Source organism: Pectobacterium sp. HCp5_1 (assembly GCF_032905925.1).
GTDB classification, from domain to species: domain Bacteria; phylum Pseudomonadota; class Gammaproteobacteria; order Enterobacterales; family Enterobacteriaceae; genus Pectobacterium; species Pectobacterium brasiliense_A.
In genome coordinates this window covers 84,890-105,156 of record NZ_JAUMIO010000016.1, presented here as the reverse complement: position 1 = coordinate 105,156, position 20,267 = coordinate 84,890, and the positions used below count along the sequence as shown (strand labels likewise).

Genomic DNA, 20,267 nt, shown 5'->3' with positions numbered 1-20,267 from the left:
GTAACGGGATACCAGATCAAGAGCCTGTCCAATGTGCATAAAAAAATCCGGAAACGGGTGAGCATTTCCGGATTTTTACACAGCCACTGGATCGGTCAACCGATCCTTAACTGATCGGCATTACAACGTTAACGGGCGCTTTTTCTTATTCATCAGCACGCCCTGCCGCCCATTCAACATGCTGAGAAAAGCGCGACGATTGAAAGTGTTGGTGAGCGCATCCTTCAGGCTGCTGCTTTCGATGATTTTAATCAACCGCCGGTTCATCGAGACAAAATGAGAGACGCTTAACATCGCCATAATCAACATCGCGATATTCAGCCGCGCCGTAGTGAGGAACGAATTAATGTACGCTTCGGAATTCGAGTCGATGAGTATACCGACCTGATTAATATAGAGATAATTCAGTATCACGCCGGTAATCGCACAGAGCAACGACATGATCGGAAAAGAGTAATTGAACGCACACAGCGTGAGTGGAATAACGGATAGCGTAATCAGGCTGGCATCCAGGAACAAGAGGCTCACTAATAAGAAAATGATGAAGACCAGAAAGGGAAAGATATTTTCTCTGATGTTCTTAGGACACAGCGGAATATTCCGTAACGCGCGCAGGATGTCTTTACCCCGCAGGAAAAAGAACGCGAGGATAATACCGGTTCCGAGTTGCTCACTGAACCAGTCCATAAACTCGGCATAGCGGTTTCCCGTATCGTAGACATACGCATAAACCCCATACGCCACGCCGGATAAGAACGCGCCGACAAACGTCGAAGCGAAAATAATATAGACGTAATACTTGGTGAATTTCTCAAATGTCGACCACTTTCCGGTAAACCGACACATCAGGCAAAACGCGCACCAGGCTGTCACCACAAAAACCATATTGCACAAACATAACAGCACCTTGGTTTTTAACGGTGAGTTATTGTCCATCAGTAACGCAGCCGACAGCATCGCGACATAACTCACCAAAAAACCGCTACAGATAAAGAGCGTTTTACCTGTTATCGTCCCTTTTCTGGCTCTGAAACTGATCATGAGGCAAAATACCAGAATGTTGGCTGGCCAAAACAGCGACAGCTCATCCAACACCCGAAACCGAAATCCCATACAGCTCACGATAAGAGTAGTTAGAAACAGCAGCGGCATGAACTTTATAGTTTTTAACGTCAAATCGTGATTCATCTGTCCTTTACCGCCCGCTATCCGATCATTTCACCTGCTGTCTCCGCGTGAGAATAGCATTAATTATTTCCCTACTCACAGTGCGATGGCGGCGGGAAAATAAATAAAAAACCACCGGACCGAGGCATTACCCATGAGGTAATACATCAATCCGGTGGTCTTGTTGACTGAGTTCGTTATCTTACCGATGCGTTATTCCGCAGGAACTGGCTTGCCGTCAGGTTTTGGCGGTTGAGTCAGCCGTTTTTCAAAATTGTCGTTGTACTGCTTTTTCTGCTCTGGCGTCAGAACGTTGTAAATTTTGTTCTTGGTTTCCAGTCCGTTAAGCATTCTGGCCTTGTGCGCGGCGTCGGCTTTATCCAGTTGTGCCTGTGCTTTTGCGGCATCAAACGTATCGGATGCAACCAGGCTATGCATATCACGACGATCGTCCTGCATCGCTTTGTGCATTTTCTCGCGGGACTCTTTCATGATGTCTTTAATTTGCTGCTTCTGCGCTTCCGTCAAATTCAGCTCCTTAAACATCGCATCCGGCCCCATCATGCCACGATGCTCCCGCCCTTCTTTCATCATCATCTTGTGTTCCGGGCCGGGACCTTTCGGTGCGTCATTAGCATGCGCGATACCTGCCGCGCCCAATGCCAAAGAAGAAGCAACCAGCATTGCAGTGAGTTTACGCATATTCTATTCCTCTCTCTGAATTGACTTGTCGACGGCGAGTGCCGTGCTACGAGAGAAAGTATAGGCCCGACACCTTCAGTTAATTAGAGCAAGGGTAAATCTCTGCAAGTGTCGGCTCCACATTTGCGGCAATTATGGAGAATGAGGAGGAATTGTGTAAGAAAGCGGAAGGATTGCGTTAACGCGTTACCGCAGTGAACGCCTAAAGGCGCTGGCTTCTTGTGCCAACACATCAAGATGGGCATGAACAACCTTCATTTTCTGAATCAGCGGATTACGCTCCGGCGAGCTATCCATTGAGCTCAGCTGTGCAGAGAGCCGTTCAATCTGCGCACAAAGGTAAGCGTCACGCTCTTTCGCCTGAAGCAACTGCTGCTGGAGGGACTGATGTTCCTGCCGCAACGTCTGTTGCTGACGTTGAACGCTTTGCTCTAACGCCCGAAGCGCGCTATCCAGCCGATATTCCAACTCTTCCACCCGCATAACGATACCTTTGCCCAATAAACTCGCGGATTATAATGTCACACGCTCCCGACAACAAACACTCCAGTGCACGATCCCTTGTCTGCTCGCGCTTCTCCACAAGGTTCGCAATGACATCAATCACAATAAATAAACATAAATTTCACAACTCTCTCAATTACAGCTAGATTGAACACCATAACTCATCAGACCAGTTAACTCACCGGAGAGTGCAATGACTGCCTACCCCACGCTGCTTTCCCCACTCGATCTTGGCTTCACGACGTTAAAGAACCGCGTGGTGATGGGATCCATGCATACCGGTCTGGAAGAACACCCGGACGGCACCGAAAGGCTGGCGGCATTTTACCGTGAGCGGGCGCAGGGCGGTGTAGGCCTGATTGTTACAGGCGGCATTGCGCCAAACGCCAAAGGTGCCGTTGCCAAAGGCGGCGCAACTCTGCATGACGAGGCGCAGCTCGCACATCATCAGGTGCTGACGCAGGCGGTACACGACGCGGGCGGGAAAATCGCGCTGCAAATTCTCCACGCCGGACGCTACAGCTATCAACCCGATCCGGTCGCACCATCAGCCATTCAGGCACCGATTAACCGCTTTGCACCACGAGAAATGAGCACGCAGGATATTGTGCAAACCATCGACGACTTTGGCCGTTGCGCCGCGCTGGCGCAGCAGGCGGGTTACGACGGCGTGGAAATTATGGGATCGGAAGGCTACCTGATTAATCAGTTTCTGGTCACGCATACCAACCATCGCGATGATGAATGGGGCGGCGATTTCCAGCGCCGTAGCCGCTTCGCACTTGAGATTGTTCGCGCCGTGCGGGAACGAACGGGGCCGGACTTCATCCTGATTTACCGTTTATCGATGCTCGACCTGATAGAAGAAGGTTCAAGCTGGCAAGAAATTGTGCAACTGGCGCAGGCAATTGAGCAGGCAGGCGCCACCCTCATCAATACTGGTATCGGCTGGCATGAAGCGCGGATTCCGACTATCGCCACACTGGTGCCACGCGGAGCCTTCGGCTGGGTAACGCAGAAGCTGATGGGGAAAGTCCGCATCCCGCTGATTACCACCAACCGCATCAACGATCCCGGCGTCGCAGAACAGCTTTTAGCCGAAGGCTGTGCTGACATGGTGTCGATGGCGCGTCCTTTTCTCGCCGATGCGGAACTGGTGGCAAAAGCGCAGTCGGGACGTGCAGATGAAATCAATACCTGTATCGGCTGTAATCAGGCCTGCCTCGATCAGATTTTTGCCGGCAAGGTCACGTCCTGCCTGGTCAACCCGCGCGCCTGCCACGAAACCGAACTGCCTATCCAGCCCGCCAGAGTCGGTAAACGCTTTGCGGTAGTCGGTGCGGGGCCTGCTGGTATGGCTTTTGCCGTCAACGCCGCCGCACGCGGCCATCAGATCACGCTGTTCGAATCGTCTTCCTATATTGGCGGCCAGTTCAATATTGCCAAACAGATCCCCGGCAAGGCCGAATTTTATGAAACGCTGCGCTACTATCGTCGGCAGTTAGCGCTACTCGGCGTCACGCTGCGCCTGAGCACGCAGGCAACCGCCGCTGATTTACTCGGTTTTGATGACGTGATTCTGGCCTGTGGCATCGTGCCGCGTATTCCCGCGATTGCAGGTATCGATCACCCTAGCGTGTTGAGCTATCTGGACGTGCTGCGCGACAAAAAGCCGGTCGGCAAGCGGGTTGCCATTATCGGCGCAGGCGGTATCGGTTTCGATACCGCGCACTATCTCCTTAACAACGAGCACAATGGCAATCATCGTCTTAATCCCCAGTCTTCTCAGGCAGGACATGACGACTTTTATGTGGAATGGGGCATCGATAAGCAGTTGCGGCATCGGGGCGGCCTGCTACCTCAACAGCCTGACGGGCTTCCCCACCAGCGGGACATTACGTTATTACAGCGGAAAACCGGCAAGCCCGGTGAAAATCTGGGGAAAACAACAGGCTGGATACATCGCACCACGCTGCTGCGCCACGGCGTGACGATGCTGGGCGGCGTGGAATATCATCATATTGATGATGAGGGGTTGCACATTATCCACGACCAGCAAATGCGCTGTCTGCCAGTGGATAACATCATTATCTGTGCCGGTCAGGAACCTAATCGTAAACTGTATGACCCCTTACTCGCTGCCGGATGTCACGTTCATCTGATTGGCGGTGCCGATGTGGCGCAGGAATTAGACGCACGCAGAGCGATCGAACAGGCTACCCGGCTGGCGTTAATATTGTAGCTCGTGGGACACATTGAGCTCGTGGAGAAAAGTCAGTTTTGCGAAACAGATTCCGCTTCGTGAAGCTGAGTTAGCCTCACGAAGCAGGAGCCGCTTAGCGGGACGACCCCGTTTTCACCGCGCGCAGTACCGCGAATTTCGTGTTACTGGCGAGGGTTTCACAGTTACCGAATAGGCGCTTCAGCTTGTGGAAATAATCCAGATGGCGATTCCCCACAATGCGCAGTTCTCCACCGACCTGAAGGCAGCGGCGGGCATCCATAAACATCTGCCAGGCAATTTCGTCCGTCACGGCCTGCTGCTGGTGGAATGGCGGATTACACAATACGGCCTGTAACGTATCGCGCTTAACGCGAGCCAATCCGTGGTTCACCACGAAGCTACAGCGCTCAACATCCTGCGGGCGGTTGACTTCAACGTTCGTCTGGCTCGATGCCACCGCCATGTAGGATTCATCAAAGAAGCCGACGGTGGCTTCTGGGTTGGCTTCTAGCGCCGCCAACCCAATGACGCCGTTGCCACAGCCGAGATCGATGATCTTACCGTCTATCTGTTCCGGCAAATGCTGCATAAAGAAACGGGCACCGATATCCAGCCCATTACGCGAATACACGTTAGCCAGGTTTTGAATGCGATAGCCGTAACCATCCAGCTCCCACTCAGTACTAAGTGGCTGCTCACTGACTTTTAATTCCGCCCACTCACAGTGAACCAGACGCGCCTTTTTCCAGGCCAGCGAGGTTTTCGTCGGCCCCATCACGCGTTCAAACAGTTGCAGCGTAGAGGTATGAATATCCCGTGCTTTCGCCCCGGCGATGATACGTGTTTGCGGCGTAACGACCTTGCGCAACATTCTCAACTGGTGTTCCAGCAGCGCGATCGTTTTGGGGATTTTTATCACCACCAGCGCGGGCGCATCCGGTAGTTCCGCCATGCTATCCAACAGGGTTACCGCATCGACAGCATAACCGTTCAGTTCCAGATTATGTCGCGTCGCCAGTTGGCTCAGGTAAGAGTCGCTGATACTGACGGGCGATTGTGCCTGTAAACCGCAGGCCAGCGCACCAAACGTATCATTGAAAATCAGGCGCGGGCCCGGCGCGATTTCCATGCTAGCCAGTTCACGCAGCAGATATTCATCTGCGGCATCCCACGCCTGTAGCGCCGAGTTTTCAGCGACCTGAGGGTAACGCACCAACGTCAGGTTGCACGTTTCCAATTCGAGTTGGCTCATTAGCCTCTCCTGCATCATAAAATTTGCGCTGTTTATCCCTTAAAATAGCCCGTCAGTAAATGCTTTTCTCTGCCAGAACCGGAAATGATTGACGTTGCCTTGTCATTTCACCGTGATAATCTCCATAGTCATCACAAATGCCTTCAGGATACCAAACGCTTATGATTCGCTTCGCCATTGTAGGAACCAGTTGGATCACCCGTCAGTTTGTTGATGCCGCCCATGAAACCGGCAAACTGAAGCTCACCGCTATCTATTCACGTACGGCAGAAAAAGCGCAGCCGTTTCAAGCCGATTACATGGTGGATACGCTGTTTGATTCACTGGAAGCCATGGCGAAATCCGATCTTATCGACGCCGTGTATCTGGCTAGTCCTAATTCCCTGCATTGCGAACAGGCGCTGCTTTTCCTGAGCCACGGCAAGCACGTCATCTGCGAAAAACCGCTGGCTTCCAACCGCTATGAAGTCGAACAAATGATCGCCTGTGCCAGAGAAAATCAGGTCGTACTCTTTGAAGCCTTCAAAACTGCCAGCCTACCCAACTTTAGCGTGATCCAGCAGGCGCTGCCAAAAGTCGGCAGACTGCGTAAAGTGGTGCTGAATTACTGCCAATATTCCTCACGCTACCCGCTCTATCTGGCAGGTGAGAACCCCAACACGTTCAATCCGGCGTTCTCCAACGGTTCCATCATGGATATCGGCTACTACTGCCTGGCGTTCTCCGTGGCGCTGTGGGGAGAGCCGTGTACCACGCAGGCCAGCGCGACACTGCTGGAAAGTGGCGTAGACGCACATGGCAGCATCATCCTGAATTACGGCGATTTCGATGTGACCATCGTCCACTCCAAAGTCAGCCACTCCGCTATCCCCAGCGAAATTCAGGGGGAAGACGGGTCGCTGGTGATTGAAAAAGTGTCCGAATGCCAGAACGTGAAATTCATCCCGCGTGAAGGCAAGCAGGTTGATCTCAGCCAGCCGCAGCATATCAACAGCATGCTGTACGAAGCCGAGGTCTTTGCCACGCTGGTCAACGATAACGACATTAACCATGCGGAACAGGCACGCTCGCGTACCGTCGCGGGGCTGCTGACGGAAATTCGCCGCCAAACGGGTGTCGTATTTCCTGCCGACGCCGCGACGCCGGGAAATGCGGAGTAAGGCAGCGATAATTATTTGACCAAGATCATCTTTTCACCTATCTTCTATCAGGCAAAGGGGAGTAACTTTTCCGCCGGTCAATCGTCATTACGATGCTTTACGCATCCGGTTACCGGGCAACCTTGATGAAACAGCTTCATTAATGTTGTAAGTGAGACCTTGCCGGAAGGCGAGGTGCATCTGCAGCTTTAATAACAAGCGGCCAGCGTCCTTCCGATGTTGGCCGTTTTTGTTTCTATTTAAGGATCTTGCTATGCACACCATCGGCACGCCATGGTTATGGGGCAGCTTCGCTGCCATTGTTATAGTGATGCTGGCCATCGACCTGCTCTATCAAGGGCGCAAAGGGTCGACGGTAATGACGTTCAAACAGGCTGCCGTCTGGTCTATCATCTGGGTCACACTCTCTCTGCTGTTCAACGCCGGTTTCTGGTGGTATCTGGATGGCACGATGGGTCGCGAGGTGGCCAACGCCCAGTCGCTGGCCTTCCTGACCGGTTATTTGATCGAGAAAGCGCTTGCCGTCGATAACGTCTTCGTCTGGCTGATGCTTTTCGGCTACTTCACCGTTCCCCCGCAATACCAACGTCGCGTGCTGATTTACGGCGTGCTGGGTGCCATCGTTCTCAGAACGCTGATGGTGTTTGGCGGCAGTTGGCTGGTCACGCAGTTCCAGTGGCTGCTCTACGTGTTCGGTGCATTCCTGCTGTTCACCGGCCTTAAAATGGCGCTGGCGAAAGAAGATGGCGGAGCGATCGGCGACAAGCCGCTGGTGCGCTGGCTACGCAGTCGTCTGCGCATGACGGATAGCATCGAGAATGAAAAATTCTTCGTCCGTCGCAATGGCATCCTGTATGCCACGCCGCTGTTTCTAGTGCTGATTATGGTTGAAATCAGCGACGTGATTTTCGCCGTAGACAGTATCCCAGCTATTTTCGCCGTCACGACCGATCCCTTTATCGTGCTGACGTCGAACCTGTTCGCTATTCTGGGCCTGCGTGCGATGTACTTCCTGCTGGCTGGCGTGGCTGAACGCTTCTCGCTGTTGAAATATGGTCTGGCCGTCATCCTGATCTTCATCGGTACTAAGATGATGCTCATCGACATTTTCCATATTCCGGTGGCCGTTTCTCTGAGCGTCGTTGCCAGCATTCTGGTCATCACCATGCTAATCAACGTCTGGGTGAACAAACGCGCCGAGCGTTAATCCTGCTTTTCACCTCTCTGCACGGCTTCGGCTGTGCGGAGAGGACTTCCTCATCTCGTCCCACCCTTTCTTCATTCAATCATTCCTGCACGTGCACTACGCAAAAATCAGCGTTACGCCGTAAAAAAACGCTCCCGGCGTTTTTTTACGGCGTAGCAACGGCCCGAAGGGTGACGGACAAGGATATCCGTCATAAAAAACCACATCATTGCTTTTCTCAAGAACAAATTTTCATATACTGATACGCGCAAACACATATCGTTACGGAAAGAAAAAGTCACCCGACACACGTCAGAGGTGCCAACTCCGTACAAACAACCACTTAGCGGAACGGTTATCCCGTCAAAATTATGGCAACTCAACACTCTCGTTTTTTGCAGTACATTACCCACGGCAGCCTGGTTAAACAGATTCTTCTGGGGCTTGCGGCTGGTATTATTCTGGCTTCGCTGTCTACGCAGGCTGCACTGGCGGCTGGCTTATTGGGAACGCTGTTCGTCGGCGCATTGAAAGCCGTCGCCCCCATTCTGGTATTCATGCTGGTCATGGCATCTATCGCCAACCACCAACAAGGGCAGAAAACCAATATCCGTCCCATTCTGGTTCTTTACCTCATTGGCACCTTCTCTGCGGCCTTCATTGCCGTCGTGTTGAGTATCACGTTTCCCTCTACGCTAGCACTGAGTGCGCAAGCTACTGACATCACGCCACCGTCAGGGATTGTCGAAGTATTAAAAGGCCTGTTGATGAGTGTTGTCGCTAACCCGATTCACGCTCTGCTCAATGCCAACTACATCGGTATTCTGGTGTGGGCTGTAGGTCTGGGGTTAGCTTTCCGTCATGGGTCAGCTTCCACAAAGAACCTGATCAGCGATGCATCTCATGCAGTAACAGCTATCGTGCGTGTCGTGATCCGCTTCGCACCGTTGGGGATCTTTGGTCTGGTCGCCTCAACGTTGGCGGAAACCGGCTTCGGTGCACTGTGGGGCTACGCCCACCTGCTGATGGTGTTGATCGGTGGTATGTTGCTGGTTGCCCTGGTGATCAACCCACTGATCGTCTACTGGAAGATTCGCAGCAACCCTTATCCGCTGGTGCTGCGCTGCCTGCGCGAGAGCGGCGTAACCGCCTTCTTTACCCGCAGCTCCGCCGCCAATATTCCGGTCAATATGGAACTGTGTCGTAAGCTGAACCTAAATGAAGATAGCTATTCCGTGGCTATACCGTTGGGCGCTACCATCAATATGGCCGGCGCGGCGATTACCATTACGGTACTGGCGCTGGCAGCCGTTCATACACTAGGGATTGAAGTGGATATCGCTACCGCATTATTACTGAGCGTGGTGGCATCTATCTGTGCCTGTGGCGCATCGGGTGTGGCGGGTGGTTCACTGCTATTGATTCCACTGGCGTGCAGCATGTTCGGTATCTCCAACGATATCGCCATGCAGGTGGTTGCGGTTGGCTTCATCATCGGCGTATTGCAGGACTCCGCAGAAACGGCATTAAACTCGTCGACGGACGTGATTTTTACCGCTGCGGTCTGTCAGGCAGAAGATGCCAAACTGGCGGAAAAAGAACGTTTGAATCTGCTGTAACGGATTAGGGATTAATTATCCTCTTTCCTCTAACGCCGTTCGCGTCAAAACGAACGGCGTTAGATTAGGAGAAACGCCTGAAATTACGCTTTATTCTCTACGCTGAAAGGGTCGATGCCGCGCTGCTGCATGCGCCAGAAGCGGATGATGTTAAAGCCGTTCATCAGCAGGAAACTGCCTTCAATCAGCGACCCACCAATCGAGCCCAGCCAAATATTATGCGCGACCCAGCAGGCGGTTGAGCACCACATCACGCAGCGCGTCGTCAACCCAGACGTACGGAACAACGCCCAGGTACTGGCGACCGTGCCCGCTATCGGCAGCAGTTCCATTGCATGGTTCATGCCCGACAAACCAAAGAGCAGCGTCAGTGAGATAAAGACAAACATCACGAGGATGTTGTGCGTTTTCAATGAGATTAGCGTACGTGCCGAGTTCAACAATGCGCTGGCACCTGCCGCATTTGCCCCCATCAGGAAGAAATGTAGGCCAATAACGGCGCTGTATGCCGAGAGCTGTATTTTGAATTTTTGATCGTTACGGTTGAAAAACATAGTGATACCGACCAGAAATGCCAGTACACCAACAGACTGGGCAATCCAATAATGTGTCATGATCCCTGCCTCTAAAAAGTTGTGGCGAAAAAAAACGGCGTCATTATAAATAATGAAACACCGTTTTATTTTAATTGGAATGAATAATATTTACAACGTCACGCCGCTCTTAAATATGGCTAATTCGCGGAAGTCGTTCACTTCATTCTTCGTCGGCTTGCCGTCAGCAATCTCGACAATCAGCTCGACAAACTGGCTCAGCAGTTCGTCCATCGGCATGTCGTGAATCAGACGCCCCGCATCGAAATCAATCCAGTGCGGTTTCTTCTTCGCCAGCTCGCTGTTGGTCGCCAGTTTTACGGTAGGAACAAATCCGCCGTAAGGTGTGCCGCGTCCGGTACTGAACAGCACCATATGGCAACCGGCACCCGCCAGCGCGCTGGTTGCGACGGCATCATTCCCCGGTGCGCTGAGCAGGTTGAGCCCTGGGGTATGTAAGCGCTCACCATATTTCAGCACGTCCACCACTTTGCTCTGTCCGGCCTTTTGCGTACAGCCCAGTGATTTCTCTTCCAGCGTGGTGATCCCGCCCGCCTTGTTACCCGGCGAGGGGTTCTCGTAAATCGGCTGGTCATGTGCGATGAAGTACTGTTTGAAGTCGTTCACCATGTGGACGGTTTTCTCAAACGTGGCTTCGTCACGGCAGCGGCTCATCAGAATACGTTCCGCACCGAACATTTCCGGCACTTCGGTCAGCACAGTGGTGCCGCCGTTAGCGATCAGATAGTCAGAGAAACGACCTAACAGCGGGTTGGCAGTAATACCAGACAGCCCATCGGAACCGCCGCATTCCAGACCAAACTTCAGCTCGCTCAGCTTACCTGGCTCGCGTTTGTCATGGCGCATCGCCTCATACAGCGTATGCAACCGTTCCAGACCCGCTTCAACTTCATCATCCTGCTGCTGGCACACCATGAACGTCACGCGATCGGAATCAAAATCACCCAGCGTCGTGCGGAATGCATCAACCTGATTGTTCTCACAGCCCAGACCGATCACCAGAACCGCCCCCGCATTCGGATGACGCACCATGTTTTGCAGCATTGTACGGGTGTTCTCGTGATCCTGACCGAGCTGTGAGCAGCCAAAGGTATGGCTGAACAAGTAAACGCCGTCGATCCCTTCCGCATCGTTAGTTTCTTTCAGGAAACGCTGCTGAATCTGACGTGCAATCCCATTCACGCAGCCAACGGTTGGCAGGATCCACAGCTCATTACGGATACCCACATCGCCATTTTTGCGACGATAGAGCTGCACATCCCGATCGCCCATCTGTGGCGGCAGTTCGAGGAACTCAGGTTGATACTGATATTCATCCAGATCGCTCAGATTGGTTTTCGCATTCTGAGAATGGATGTGTTCTCCGGGAGCAATAGACACCAACGCATGGCCGATCGGCAGGCCATACTTGGTAATCATTTCTCCCGGTGCGATGGTTTCCAGCGCGAACTTATGTCCGCGCACGACAGGTTGCTGAAGTGTCACCGTATGGCTATCCACCGACACCGTTTCGCCTTGCTCAACATCACGCAGGGCGACAGCCACATTGTCCAGAGAATGAATTTTTATAATACTTTGCATGGATAACCCTTCTTGCTGATTAGCAATAACCTTCCACAGCTGCGCGCATACCGCGCTCAACGATGGTTTGTAACTGTTCAGTCACCTGCGCAGCCAGGCCAGGAACCTGTGTTAAATCCTGTTCCCAGTGATCGGCATCGCGCAGCACAACATTCACCAGCTCAGCCAGGCTGACGGTGTTCTCTTTTACGCCCGCCCACAGCGTGGAATAACGCTCCAGCCAGTGTGCATCGTCCTGCAATGGATAGGTTTGTAACGCATCGCCTTCACCGCCGCGCTCGCCGCGATAGAAGGCAATCAAGGCCGCCAGCGCAAACGTCAAGCGAGCAGGCAGTTCACCGTGACGCTCACGGTAGGTCAGCAACTGCGGCAGAATACGGGTGCGGAATTTGGTCATGCCATTCAGCGAGATAGATAACAGCTGATGCTGAATGAACGGGTTACGGAAGCGGCTGAGCACGGCCTGAGCAAACGACGTCAATTCGTCATGCGGCAAATCCAATACCGGCACAATCTCTTCAGCAATGGTCTTTTCTACGAATTTGCCAATCAGGGCATCATTCATCGATTCGCCAACGGTATCCAGACCCGCCAGGAATGCCACCGGCACCAGCGCGGTATGGGCACCGTTGAGAATGGCGACTTTACGTTCTTTGTACGGCTTGATGTCATCAACGATACGAACGTTCAGATCCAGCTTGTTCAGACGCAATTCTTCCGCCAGCCACTGTGGCCCTTGAATCACGAACAGGTAGAAGTGTTCCGCCGTATCCCAAAACGTATCCTGATAGCCCATTTCCTGCTGTAGCGCTTCCACTTCGGCACGCGGGTAACCCGTCACAATGCGGTCCACCAGCGTCGAGCAGAAGGTGTTGTGATCGTTCAGCCAGGCGGTAAACGTTGGCGTCAGTTTCCACTGTGCGGCATAGCGCAGCACCAGCTCTTTCAGCGCCACGCCGTTGTAATCAATCAGCTCGCACGGCAACAGCACCCAGCCTTTATCCGCTGCGCCGTCAAAGTGACAGAAGCGCTCATACAGCAGACGGGTTAATTTCGCCGGGAAGCTGACAGGCGGTGCGTCGCTGAGGCGATCTTCTGCGTGATAGCTGATACCGGCTTCGGTGGTATTAGAGAAAACGAAGCGGATATTCGGATCGTGCGCCAGCGCCAGATACTCATCGAACTGACGGTACACATTAATTTCACGGTTTACCGAACGAATCAGACGGGGTTCGCGAACCGCCTCACCCTGCTCGTTCAGGCCACGGATAATCGTGGTGTACAGCCCATCCTGCGTGTCCAGCGCGGGCGGGAAATCGGAATCAATCGGGCGAACCACGACAATCCCCGCATCCAGATCGGTGTGCTCATTCAGCAAATCCAACTGCCAGTCAACGAAGGCACGCAGGAAGTTACCTTCACCAAACTGGATGACCCGATCCGGGTGTTGACGACCGGGGAAGTTACGACGATTTAACGTTTGCATTAACAGGCTACCTTAGGACGAATCTCACATTTAGGGCACGACCGATCACCGTCATCCTTGCCCTATATTCATATTCACCCGCACCGAATCACCACCGGTGCCGATGACAAAAGACCGAGACACCGAGAGCCGCGGCGTAATCCCCTTTAGGAATCTTACTGCCGCGTCCCTCGTGCAACTCACACCGATGCGGTGGAATTACAGCTCGATGGCAAAATAGTTTTTAGCGTTATCGAAACAGATGTTTTTCACCATTTCGCCCAGCAACGGCAGGTCGGCTGGCGCTTCGCCATCTTCCACCCAGCGGCCAATCATCTGGCACAGAATGCGGCGGAAATATTCATGGCGGGTGTAAGACAGGAAGCTACGGCTATCGGTCAGCATACCGACGAAGCGGCTCAGCAGACCAAGCTGTGCGAGCTGAGTCATTTGACGTTGCATGCCGTCCTTCTGATCGTTGAACCACCAGCCGGAACCGAATTGCATCTTGCCCGGCATCCCTTCGCCCTGGAAGTTACCGATCATGGTGCCGAGCACTTCGTTATCGCGCGGATTCAGGCAGTAAAGGATGGTTTTCGGCAGCAGGTTTTCTTCATTCTGCTTGCTGAGCAGACGAGACAGTTCCTGCGCCAGCGGACGGTCATTGATGGAATCGAAGCCTACATCCGGCCCCAGCAGTTTGAACTGACGCAGGTTGTTGTTGCGCAGTGCGCCAATGTGGTACTGCTGAACCCAGCCGCGACGCGCATATTCCGCCCCCAGCCAGACCAGTACGCCGGTCTTGAACTGTGCCACTTCATGTTCACTCAGCGTTTCGCCAGCAAGGCGACGCGCCAGAATGCTATCCAGCGTGGCGTCATCCGCTTCGGCAAACATCACCACATCCAGCGCGTGGTCAGACACTTTACAGCCGTGCGCGGCGAAGTGATCCAGACGCTTGGTCAGCGCCGTTTGCAGATCGCTGAAACGACGAATGTCGGTATCGGAGACTTCACCCAGTTTCGCCATGTAGTCGTTGAAGGTTGCCAGCTCAATGTTGAACGCTTTATCCGGACGCCAGCTCGGCAACACTTTGATAGAGAAGCTTGAATCCTGAGCAACGGTTTTATGATGGCGCAGATCGTCAATCGGATCGTCTGTCGTCCCCACCATTTTCACGTTCATCTGCTGCATGATGCCGCGCGCGGTAAAGTCATCGCGCTCCAGCATGGCATTACAGCGATCCCAAATGTCTTTTGCCGTGCTCGGCGACAACAGCGTGCCGGTGATGCCGAATGGACGACGCAGTTCCAGATGTGTCCAGTGGTAGAGCGGGTTGCCGATAGTGTGCGGCACGGTAGCAGCCCAGGCTTCAAATTTTTCCCAATCGCTGGCATCACCGGTACACAAACGCTCAGGCACGCCGTTGGTGCGCATCGCACGCCACTTGTAGTGATCGCCTTTCAGCCAGATGTCATACAAATTTTTGAAGCGATAGTTTTCCGCGATCTGCTCAGGCGGCAAATGGCAGTGATAGTCAAATATCGGTTGGTCGACGGCATACTCATGATAAAGACGACGGGCAAATTCACTGTCTAACAGAAAATCTTCACTCAGAAACTGGGGCATGTTCTCTTCCTTACCGTGCTTCTTGTGCACCAAATTAGTTGACCGTTAAAAGATATCACACCAATTATGCTCGATATCTCACAGTATTTGTGAGGTCATGATCGCAAAAATGTAACAAACCGTACAATAACTCAGCATTTATCGCCGTAAAAGGCCTGTCTCTCTCGGTTTAAGCGAGGAATCCGCTATTCCATATAAAAATAATGGTTTTGTGATATCACTCAACTTTTAAAGTTGTATGACAAATTATTGTAGCGCTGCCTTAAGCAGGGATTCAATCGCTATCTCACAAAGAGAAGGGTTTTCCTGTTCAGCACAACAACAAAACGTGTCGCACAACATCACAAGACACATCACACCGTGACGCCACTCAAGAGCCATCACTGTGTTTTTATTGACTCGGAGAGAAAGTAAATGCGTAAAATCAAAGGATTACGCTGGTATATGATCGGCCTGGTGACCATTGGCACCGTGCTGGGATATCTGACGCGTAATGCAATTTCTGTCGCCGCACCGACGCTACAGGATCAGTTGCACATCACTACACAGCAGTATTCTTACATCGTTGCTGCCTACTCAGCTTGTTATACCATTATGCAGCCCATCGCCGGCTATGTATTGGATTTGCTTGGCACAAAAATTGGCTATGCCATGTTCGCCATTCTGTGGGCGATCTTCTGTATGGGCACCGCGCTGGCAAATAGCTGGGGGGGGTTGGCGATCGCCCGTGGCGCGGTCGGTATGGCAGAAGCGGCCATGATCCCTGCTGGCCTGAAAGCCAGTAGCGAATGGTTCCCGGCAAAAGAGCGTTCTGTTGCAGTGGGTTACTTTAACGTGGGGTCATCCATCGGCGCCATGATCGCACCACCGCTGGTCGTGTGGGCGATAGTGGCACACAGCTGGGAAATGGCTTTTATCATTACCGGTGCGCTGAGCATGACCTGGGCCATCTGCTGGCTTATCTTCTATAAGCACCCGAAAGATCAGAAGAAACTCAGCGACGAAGAGCGTGACTACATTCTTAGCGGGCAAGAAGCGCAGCACCAAACCAATAACGCGAAGAAAATGTCCGCCTGGCAGATCCTGCGTAACCGTCAGTTTTGGGGCATCGCGCTGCCGCGTTTTCTGGCTGAACCTGCCTGGGGAACATTCAATGCGTGGATCCCGCTGTTCATGTTTAAAGCCTACGGCTTTAACCTGAAAGAAATCGCCATGTTCGCCTGGATGCCGATGCTGTTCGCCGATATCGGCTGCATTCTGGGTGGTTATCTGCCGATGCTGTTCCAGAAATATTTCAAAGTGAACCTGATCGTCTCCCGCAAGCTGGTGGTCACGATGGGCGCAGTACTGATGATCGCACCGGGCATGATCGGGCTGTTCTCTAGCCCTTACGTCGCCATCGCCCTGCTGTGCGTCGGCGGTTTCGCGCACCAGTCGTTGTCCGGCGCGCTGATTACCCTGTCATCTGACGTATTTGGTCGTAATGAAGTGGCTACCGCGAACGGTTTAACCGGGATGGCAGCCTGGATGGCAAGTACCATGTTTGCACTGGTTGTCGGTGCGCTGGCCGATACGCTGGGCTTCAGCCCGCTGTTTGCTGCACTGGCCGTCTTCGATCTGCTAGGTGCTATCGTCATCTGGACAGTGTTGAAAAACCAACCTGCCTCAGAAGTCGCCGCCGCGGCGGAAACGCTGAAAGAAGCCAACCAGCACTGATAAATCCCTGCATTATCCTGGCTCATCCGGTATGATCTGCGACTGGGTGAGCCACCTCCCTCCGATAACACACCGCGATAACTGTGACCACAACATTGGTTGCTGCTATGATTAAGTGGTATAACAAATCATCCCTGAAAGATTAACGAGATAGACACTCAGGCCCTGACGTGGCACATGGACCGTCATCTATCGAGAGTAGACATCATCATGGCACTCACTGAACCCCGCCGGCTATACCAGCAGTTAGCCGCAGAATTAAAACAACGCATCGAAAGCGGTATGTACCAGGTTGGCGAAAAATTACCGGCAGAACGCTATATTTCAGAAGAAATGAACGTCAGCCGCACCGTGGTACGTGAAGCGATTATTATGCTGGAAGTCGAAGGGTACGTTGAAGTACGCAAGGGTTCAGGCATTCACGTTATTTCCAACCAGCAGAAGAATCCGTTCATTAATAGCGGCGATAGTGAATTTGTCGCGGCGGGTCCATTTGAGCTGCTTCAGGCCCGCCAGCTTATTGAAAGCAACATTGCCGAATTTGCGGCCACGCAGGTGACCCGTCAGGACATCATCCAACTGATGGAAATTCAGGAATACGCGCGGCAAGAAGATCGCTTTCGTGATTCTCAGTGGGATCTCAAATTCCACGTTCAGGTCGCGCTGGCAACACAGAACTCCGCGATGGCAACCATCGTCGAGAAAATGTGGAGCCAACGGATTCATAATCCTTACTGGCGCAAACTGCATGAGCACATTGACGACAAGTCGATTGAAAGCTGGTGCGAAGAACACGATCGCATCCTTAAGGCACTGATTCGCAAAGATCCTTACGCGGCCAAACTCGCGATGTGGCAACATCTGGAAAATACCAAACAGATGCTATTTCGCGCCACGACGGATGATTTCGAGTTTAACGTCGACCGCTATATGTTCGCCGAGAATCCGGTCGTCCACCTTGACCAGATCCACACGGGCAAGCCCTAAATAGGCATCCTCCCCCTTGTTTTTAGCGAAGGGGGAAAATTTTGAACCAAAGGGAAAAAGTCAGAAAACGTTGATTTCTGTCAGCGAGTGTAAAATATCGCAGAAATCCCGACTCTTCTTCGAAAAATCCCCCCAAACCGCCCCAGTTGTCGTAATATTTTTCTGTCTCAGTAACACCTATTTTGTTACAGTTAACGCGTCTTTCTTACGCTTAATTCGTCGCTTTGGATGCAAAGTCTGCCAAGACCAAACAATCCCCAAGCAGCCTGTTTATCGAGTTCGCAGCGAAAAGCGAGCATCAAGTCAGACGCCAGCTCCACTATCAGGCAGAAAAACAGAGATCATCAAAAAATCATAATCCTGTGCCCTGATATACCCTAAATACGTCGAGTTTCAGGCAACTTGACGTATGACGGGATTAACACTGTATTCACTCTTATCATGTCCAGAAGCGTGATTGTCGCCAAGGCTAAAATGCAACAGCAGTATTAGGAATACCGGATGGAATTAATCAAAGAACTGTTAAACGCACTCTGGCATCAGGATTTCGATATTTTAGCCGACCCGAAGCTGGTATGGACCATCTACATATTACTGTTTCTGATTATCTTTCTGGAAAATGGCCTGCTCCCCGCAGCTTTCCTGCCCGGCGATAGCCTGCTCATTTTAGTCGGCGTCCTCGTTGCCAAAGGCACAATGAATTACCCTTTTACGATATTTCTCCTGACGACGGCCGCCAGCCTCGGCTGTTGGGCCAGCTATATTCAAGGGAGGTGGCTTGGCAATACGGGAGTGGTTCAGGGCTGGCTATCACATTTGCCCGCGCACTATCACCAACGCGCCCACCAACTCTTCCACCGTCATGGTTTGTCCGCACTTTTAGTTGGCCGTTTTCTGGCTTTTGTCAGAACGTTACTCCCTACCATCGCAGGCTTGTCTGGCCTGAATAACGCGCGCTTTCAGTTCTTTAACTGGATGAGCGGGTTCCTGTGGGTATTTATTCTGGTTACGCTGGGCTTCGCCTTAGGAAAAACAACGGTCTTCCTGAAATATGAAGACGAGCTGATGTTCTGCCTGATGATGTTGCCGCTGGTGCTGCTGTTTATCGGCCTGTTTGGATCGCTTTTTGTCCTGTGGCGTAAAAAACGTGACGCTAAAGCAGATAACGCTGAAAAAGGGAGCTAACCGTGTCAATCAGCGGGTTATTCTCTAAGCTCTTCTCCAGGAAAGCAGGTCGCATACTGCTATTGCTTGCTCTACCGATGATTGCATTGACGCAGTCCCAGTCACTACGCCGCTCCCAGGACGATGCGATGCTACACATCAAGCCTTATGATGGTGCAGCGTTGCCAGATGGCTTTTACGTGTATCAGCGTCTCAATGAAAAAGGGATTGCGATCAAAAGCATTACACCAGAGCAAGATAGCCTGATCGTCCGTCTTGCCTCGCCAGAACAGAGTATCGCTGCCAGAGATGTCCTGCGTTTGTCTCTACCTAAAGTCACGATAACCGCGCAGCAAGTGACAACCCCGACACCGTTCTGGCAGCAGAAACTGACACAGAAACAATCCAAACTGGGGTAACGAAGATGAAACTATCTCCATCCATTATTGCCTTATCCGTCCTGCTTTCCGGCCATGCATTGGCGAATACCGCCAACCAGGTAGAGACCTGTCAGCAGAAAGCGCAAGAGATTCAGCGCCAAATCGATGAAGCGCGTAAGCATGGCAATCAGAATCGCATCAACGGGTTAGAGAAGGCATTGGACGGCGTGAAAACCCACTGCACGGATGCCGGATTAGCAGAGAAACGTCAGGAAGCCATTGCGGAAAAACGCAAAGACGTCGCTGAACGGCAGCAGGAACTGAACGAAAGCCGCCAGAAAGGGGATGACGCCGAGAAGATCCTCAAGCGCGAAAGAAAGCTCGCTGAAGCCGAGCAGGAATTGCGCGCCGCAGAACGTGGTACATCGCAATAGCCCATCACCACAGTGCCCTAAAAAACACACGTCCACTGTTCATTTTGTATTCAAAAACCAAATCGCTAAAATTTACAGCGAGTTATCAGAATTGTCCGTACCGTTTAGGGCAGCATAAATCTCAGCTTAAGCTATAGTTAACGTTCAGGTTTATAACATGAAGGGTTATTAATATGGCTAAAGATCAAAATTCTGAGTACCTACGCGCCGAATTGAAATCACTAGCGGACACGCTGGAAGAAGTATTAAGCACCTCCAGCGATAAATCTAAAGCGGAACTCGACAAGCTGCGCAATAAGGCAGAAAGCGCGCTGAAAGAAACCCGCAGTCGCCTGAGCGATACCGGTGAGCGCATCGCTTCCCAAACCAAAGAAGCGGTTGAATCTGCGGACGATTATGTACGCCAGAATCCGTGGACCGGTGTCGGCATTGGCGCAGCAGTCGGTGTCGTGCTTGGCGTCCTGCTGTCTCGTCGCTAATTAG

The 20,267-nt window shown here is 52.2% G+C and carries 18 protein-coding genes; 10 read left to right on the top strand and 8 right to left on the bottom strand.

Annotation, left to right across the window (positions count from 1 at the left end; translation table 11 throughout):
* Window positions 1–120: 120 nt before the first annotated feature.
* The 3 genes from Q3A88_RS12850 to Q3A88_RS12840 form a co-directional block, all read right to left on the bottom strand.
* Entirely contained in the window at window positions 121–1,113 is a 993-nt protein-coding gene (locus Q3A88_RS12850; protein WP_410522761.1) for a hypothetical protein, read from the bottom strand.
* A gap of 267 nt (window positions 1,114–1,380) precedes the next feature.
* The gene (spy, locus tag Q3A88_RS12845) at window positions 1,381–1,869 is read right to left on the bottom strand and encodes an ATP-independent periplasmic protein-refolding chaperone Spy (RefSeq protein ID WP_014914087.1); all 489 of its coding nucleotides are present in this window, start codon (window positions 1,867–1,869) and stop codon (window positions 1,381–1,383) included.
* 186 nt (window positions 1,870–2,055) lie between these two features.
* Entirely contained in the window at window positions 2,056–2,352 is a 297-nt protein-coding gene (locus Q3A88_RS12840) for a hypothetical protein (protein ID WP_317178041.1), read from the bottom strand.
* 214 nt (window positions 2,353–2,566) lie between these two features.
* On the opposite strand from Q3A88_RS12840, the gene Q3A88_RS12835 reads away from it, so the two are divergent.
* Window positions 2,567–4,615, top strand: coding sequence for an NADPH-dependent 2,4-dienoyl-CoA reductase (locus tag Q3A88_RS12835; RefSeq protein ID WP_110163459.1), 2,049 nt, complete (start codon window positions 2,567–2,569; stop codon window positions 4,613–4,615).
* 94 nt (window positions 4,616–4,709) lie between these two features.
* Here Q3A88_RS12835 and rlmG read toward each other — a convergent pair whose 3' ends face one another.
* A complete protein-coding gene (gene rlmG, locus Q3A88_RS12830) occupies window positions 4,710–5,849 on the bottom strand; it encodes a 23S rRNA (guanine(1835)-N(2))-methyltransferase RlmG (protein WP_110163458.1) in 1,140 nt (379 codons plus the stop codon).
* 161 nt (window positions 5,850–6,010) lie between these two features.
* On the opposite strand from rlmG, the gene Q3A88_RS12825 reads away from it, so the two are divergent.
* From Q3A88_RS12825 to sstT, 3 genes are all read left to right on the top strand, one after another.
* Window positions 6,011–7,009: a Gfo/Idh/MocA family oxidoreductase gene (locus Q3A88_RS12825; RefSeq protein ID WP_317178040.1), complete on the top strand. Its 999-nt coding sequence runs from the start codon at window positions 6,011–6,013 to the stop codon at window positions 7,007–7,009.
* A 253-nt stretch (window positions 7,010–7,262) separates the two neighbouring features.
* A complete protein-coding gene (locus tag Q3A88_RS12820; protein WP_317178039.1) occupies window positions 7,263–8,216 on the top strand; it encodes a TerC family protein in 954 nt (317 codons plus the stop codon).
* Window positions 8,217–8,566: 350 nt separating this feature from the next.
* Window positions 8,567–9,814, top strand: a complete 1,248-nt coding sequence (sstT, locus tag Q3A88_RS12815; RefSeq protein ID WP_110163456.1) for a serine/threonine transporter SstT — start codon at window positions 8,567–8,569, stop codon at window positions 9,812–9,814.
* A gap of 83 nt (window positions 9,815–9,897) precedes the next feature.
* Here the strand turns inward: sstT and Q3A88_RS12810 are convergent, their stop codons facing one another.
* The 4 genes from Q3A88_RS12810 to uxaC all read right to left on the bottom strand — a co-directional run bounded on the left by Q3A88_RS12810 (window position 9,898) and on the right by uxaC (window position 15,103).
* Entirely contained in the window at window positions 9,898–10,428 is a 531-nt protein-coding gene (locus Q3A88_RS12810) for a YgjV family protein (RefSeq protein ID WP_014914081.1), read from the bottom strand.
* Window positions 10,429–10,518: 90 nt separating this feature from the next.
* Window positions 10,519–12,009, bottom strand: coding sequence for a UxaA family hydrolase (locus Q3A88_RS12805; protein WP_110163454.1), 1,491 nt, complete (start codon window positions 12,007–12,009; stop codon window positions 10,519–10,521).
* Between the two features lie 19 nt (window positions 12,010–12,028).
* A complete protein-coding gene (locus Q3A88_RS12800; protein WP_110163453.1) occupies window positions 12,029–13,495 on the bottom strand; it encodes a tagaturonate reductase in 1,467 nt (488 codons plus the stop codon).
* A gap of 198 nt (window positions 13,496–13,693) precedes the next feature.
* Window positions 13,694–15,103, bottom strand: a complete 1,410-nt coding sequence (gene uxaC, locus Q3A88_RS12795) for a glucuronate isomerase (protein WP_039504345.1) — start codon at window positions 15,101–15,103, stop codon at window positions 13,694–13,696.
* A gap of 414 nt (window positions 15,104–15,517) precedes the next feature.
* Between uxaC and Q3A88_RS12790 the strand changes: the two genes are divergently transcribed.
* From Q3A88_RS12790 to Q3A88_RS12765, 6 genes are all read left to right on the top strand, one after another.
* The gene (locus tag Q3A88_RS12790; protein ID WP_110163452.1) at window positions 15,518–16,819 is read left to right on the top strand and encodes an MFS transporter; all 1,302 of its coding nucleotides are present in this window, start codon (window positions 15,518–15,520) and stop codon (window positions 16,817–16,819) included.
* Between the two features lie 210 nt (window positions 16,820–17,029).
* On the top strand, window positions 17,030–17,806 hold the full coding sequence (gene exuR / locus Q3A88_RS12785) for a transcriptional regulator ExuR (protein WP_110163451.1): 777 nt from the start codon (window positions 17,030–17,032) through the stop codon (window positions 17,804–17,806).
* Window positions 17,807–18,307: 501 nt separating this feature from the next.
* The gene (locus Q3A88_RS12780) at window positions 18,308–18,991 is read left to right on the top strand and encodes a DedA family protein (protein ID WP_014914076.1); all 684 of its coding nucleotides are present in this window, start codon (window positions 18,308–18,310) and stop codon (window positions 18,989–18,991) included.
* Between the two features lie 2 nt (window positions 18,992–18,993).
* Entirely contained in the window at window positions 18,994–19,389 is a 396-nt protein-coding gene (gene mzrA / locus Q3A88_RS12775; protein WP_039504343.1) for an EnvZ/OmpR regulon moderator MzrA, read from the top strand.
* A 5-nt stretch (window positions 19,390–19,394) separates the two neighbouring features.
* The gene (locus tag Q3A88_RS12770; RefSeq protein WP_317178038.1) at window positions 19,395–19,784 is read left to right on the top strand and encodes a DUF1090 domain-containing protein; all 390 of its coding nucleotides are present in this window, start codon (window positions 19,395–19,397) and stop codon (window positions 19,782–19,784) included.
* 173 nt (window positions 19,785–19,957) lie between these two features.
* Window positions 19,958–20,263 carry a YqjD family protein gene (locus Q3A88_RS12765; protein WP_005971326.1) on the top strand — a complete coding sequence of 102 codons (306 nt, stop codon included), beginning with the start codon at window positions 19,958–19,960 and terminating at the stop codon, window positions 20,261–20,263.
* Window positions 20,264–20,267: the final 4 nt, after the last annotated feature.

Excerpts from the sequence above, each read along its gene's own strand:
- Q3A88_RS12765 (WP_005971326.1), top strand. The coding sequence starts at position 19,958 with ATGGCTAAAGATCAAAATTCTGAGTACCTACGCGCCGAATTGAAATCA.
- Q3A88_RS12825 (WP_317178040.1), top strand. The coding sequence starts at position 6,011 with ATGATTCGCTTCGCCATTGTAGGAACCAGTTGGATCACCCGTCAGTTT.
- sstT (WP_110163456.1), top strand. The coding sequence starts at position 8,567 with ATGGCAACTCAACACTCTCGTTTTTTGCAGTACATTACCCACGGCAGC.
- Q3A88_RS12790 (WP_110163452.1), top strand. The coding sequence starts at position 15,518 with ATGCGTAAAATCAAAGGATTACGCTGGTATATGATCGGCCTGGTGACC.
- rlmG (WP_110163458.1), bottom strand. The coding sequence starts at position 5,849 with ATGAGCCAACTCGAATTGGAAACGTGCAACCTGACGTTGGTGCGTTAC.
- Q3A88_RS12780 (WP_014914076.1), top strand. The coding sequence starts at position 18,308 with ATGGAATTAATCAAAGAACTGTTAAACGCACTCTGGCATCAGGATTTC.
- Q3A88_RS12850 (WP_410522761.1), bottom strand. The coding sequence starts at position 1,113 with ATGGGATTTCGGTTTCGGGTGTTGGATGAGCTGTCGCTGTTTTGGCCA.
- Q3A88_RS12805 (WP_110163454.1), bottom strand. The coding sequence starts at position 12,009 with ATGCAAAGTATTATAAAAATTCATTCTCTGGACAATGTGGCTGTCGCC.
- Q3A88_RS12800 (WP_110163453.1), bottom strand. The coding sequence starts at position 13,495 with ATGCAAACGTTAAATCGTCGTAACTTCCCCGGTCGTCAACACCCGGAT.
- exuR (WP_110163451.1), top strand. The coding sequence starts at position 17,030 with ATGGCACTCACTGAACCCCGCCGGCTATACCAGCAGTTAGCCGCAGAA.
- Q3A88_RS12835 (WP_110163459.1), top strand. The coding sequence starts at position 2,567 with ATGACTGCCTACCCCACGCTGCTTTCCCCACTCGATCTTGGCTTCACG.
- spy (WP_014914087.1), bottom strand. The coding sequence starts at position 1,869 with ATGCGTAAACTCACTGCAATGCTGGTTGCTTCTTCTTTGGCATTGGGC.
- Q3A88_RS12770 (WP_317178038.1), top strand. The coding sequence starts at position 19,395 with ATGAAACTATCTCCATCCATTATTGCCTTATCCGTCCTGCTTTCCGGC.
- Q3A88_RS12820 (WP_317178039.1), top strand. The coding sequence starts at position 7,263 with ATGCACACCATCGGCACGCCATGGTTATGGGGCAGCTTCGCTGCCATT.
- Q3A88_RS12810 (WP_014914081.1), bottom strand. The coding sequence starts at position 10,428 with ATGACACATTATTGGATTGCCCAGTCTGTTGGTGTACTGGCATTTCTG.
- uxaC (WP_039504345.1), bottom strand. The coding sequence starts at position 15,103 with ATGCCCCAGTTTCTGAGTGAAGATTTTCTGTTAGACAGTGAATTTGCC.
- Q3A88_RS12840 (WP_317178041.1), bottom strand. The coding sequence starts at position 2,352 with ATGCGGGTGGAAGAGTTGGAATATCGGCTGGATAGCGCGCTTCGGGCG.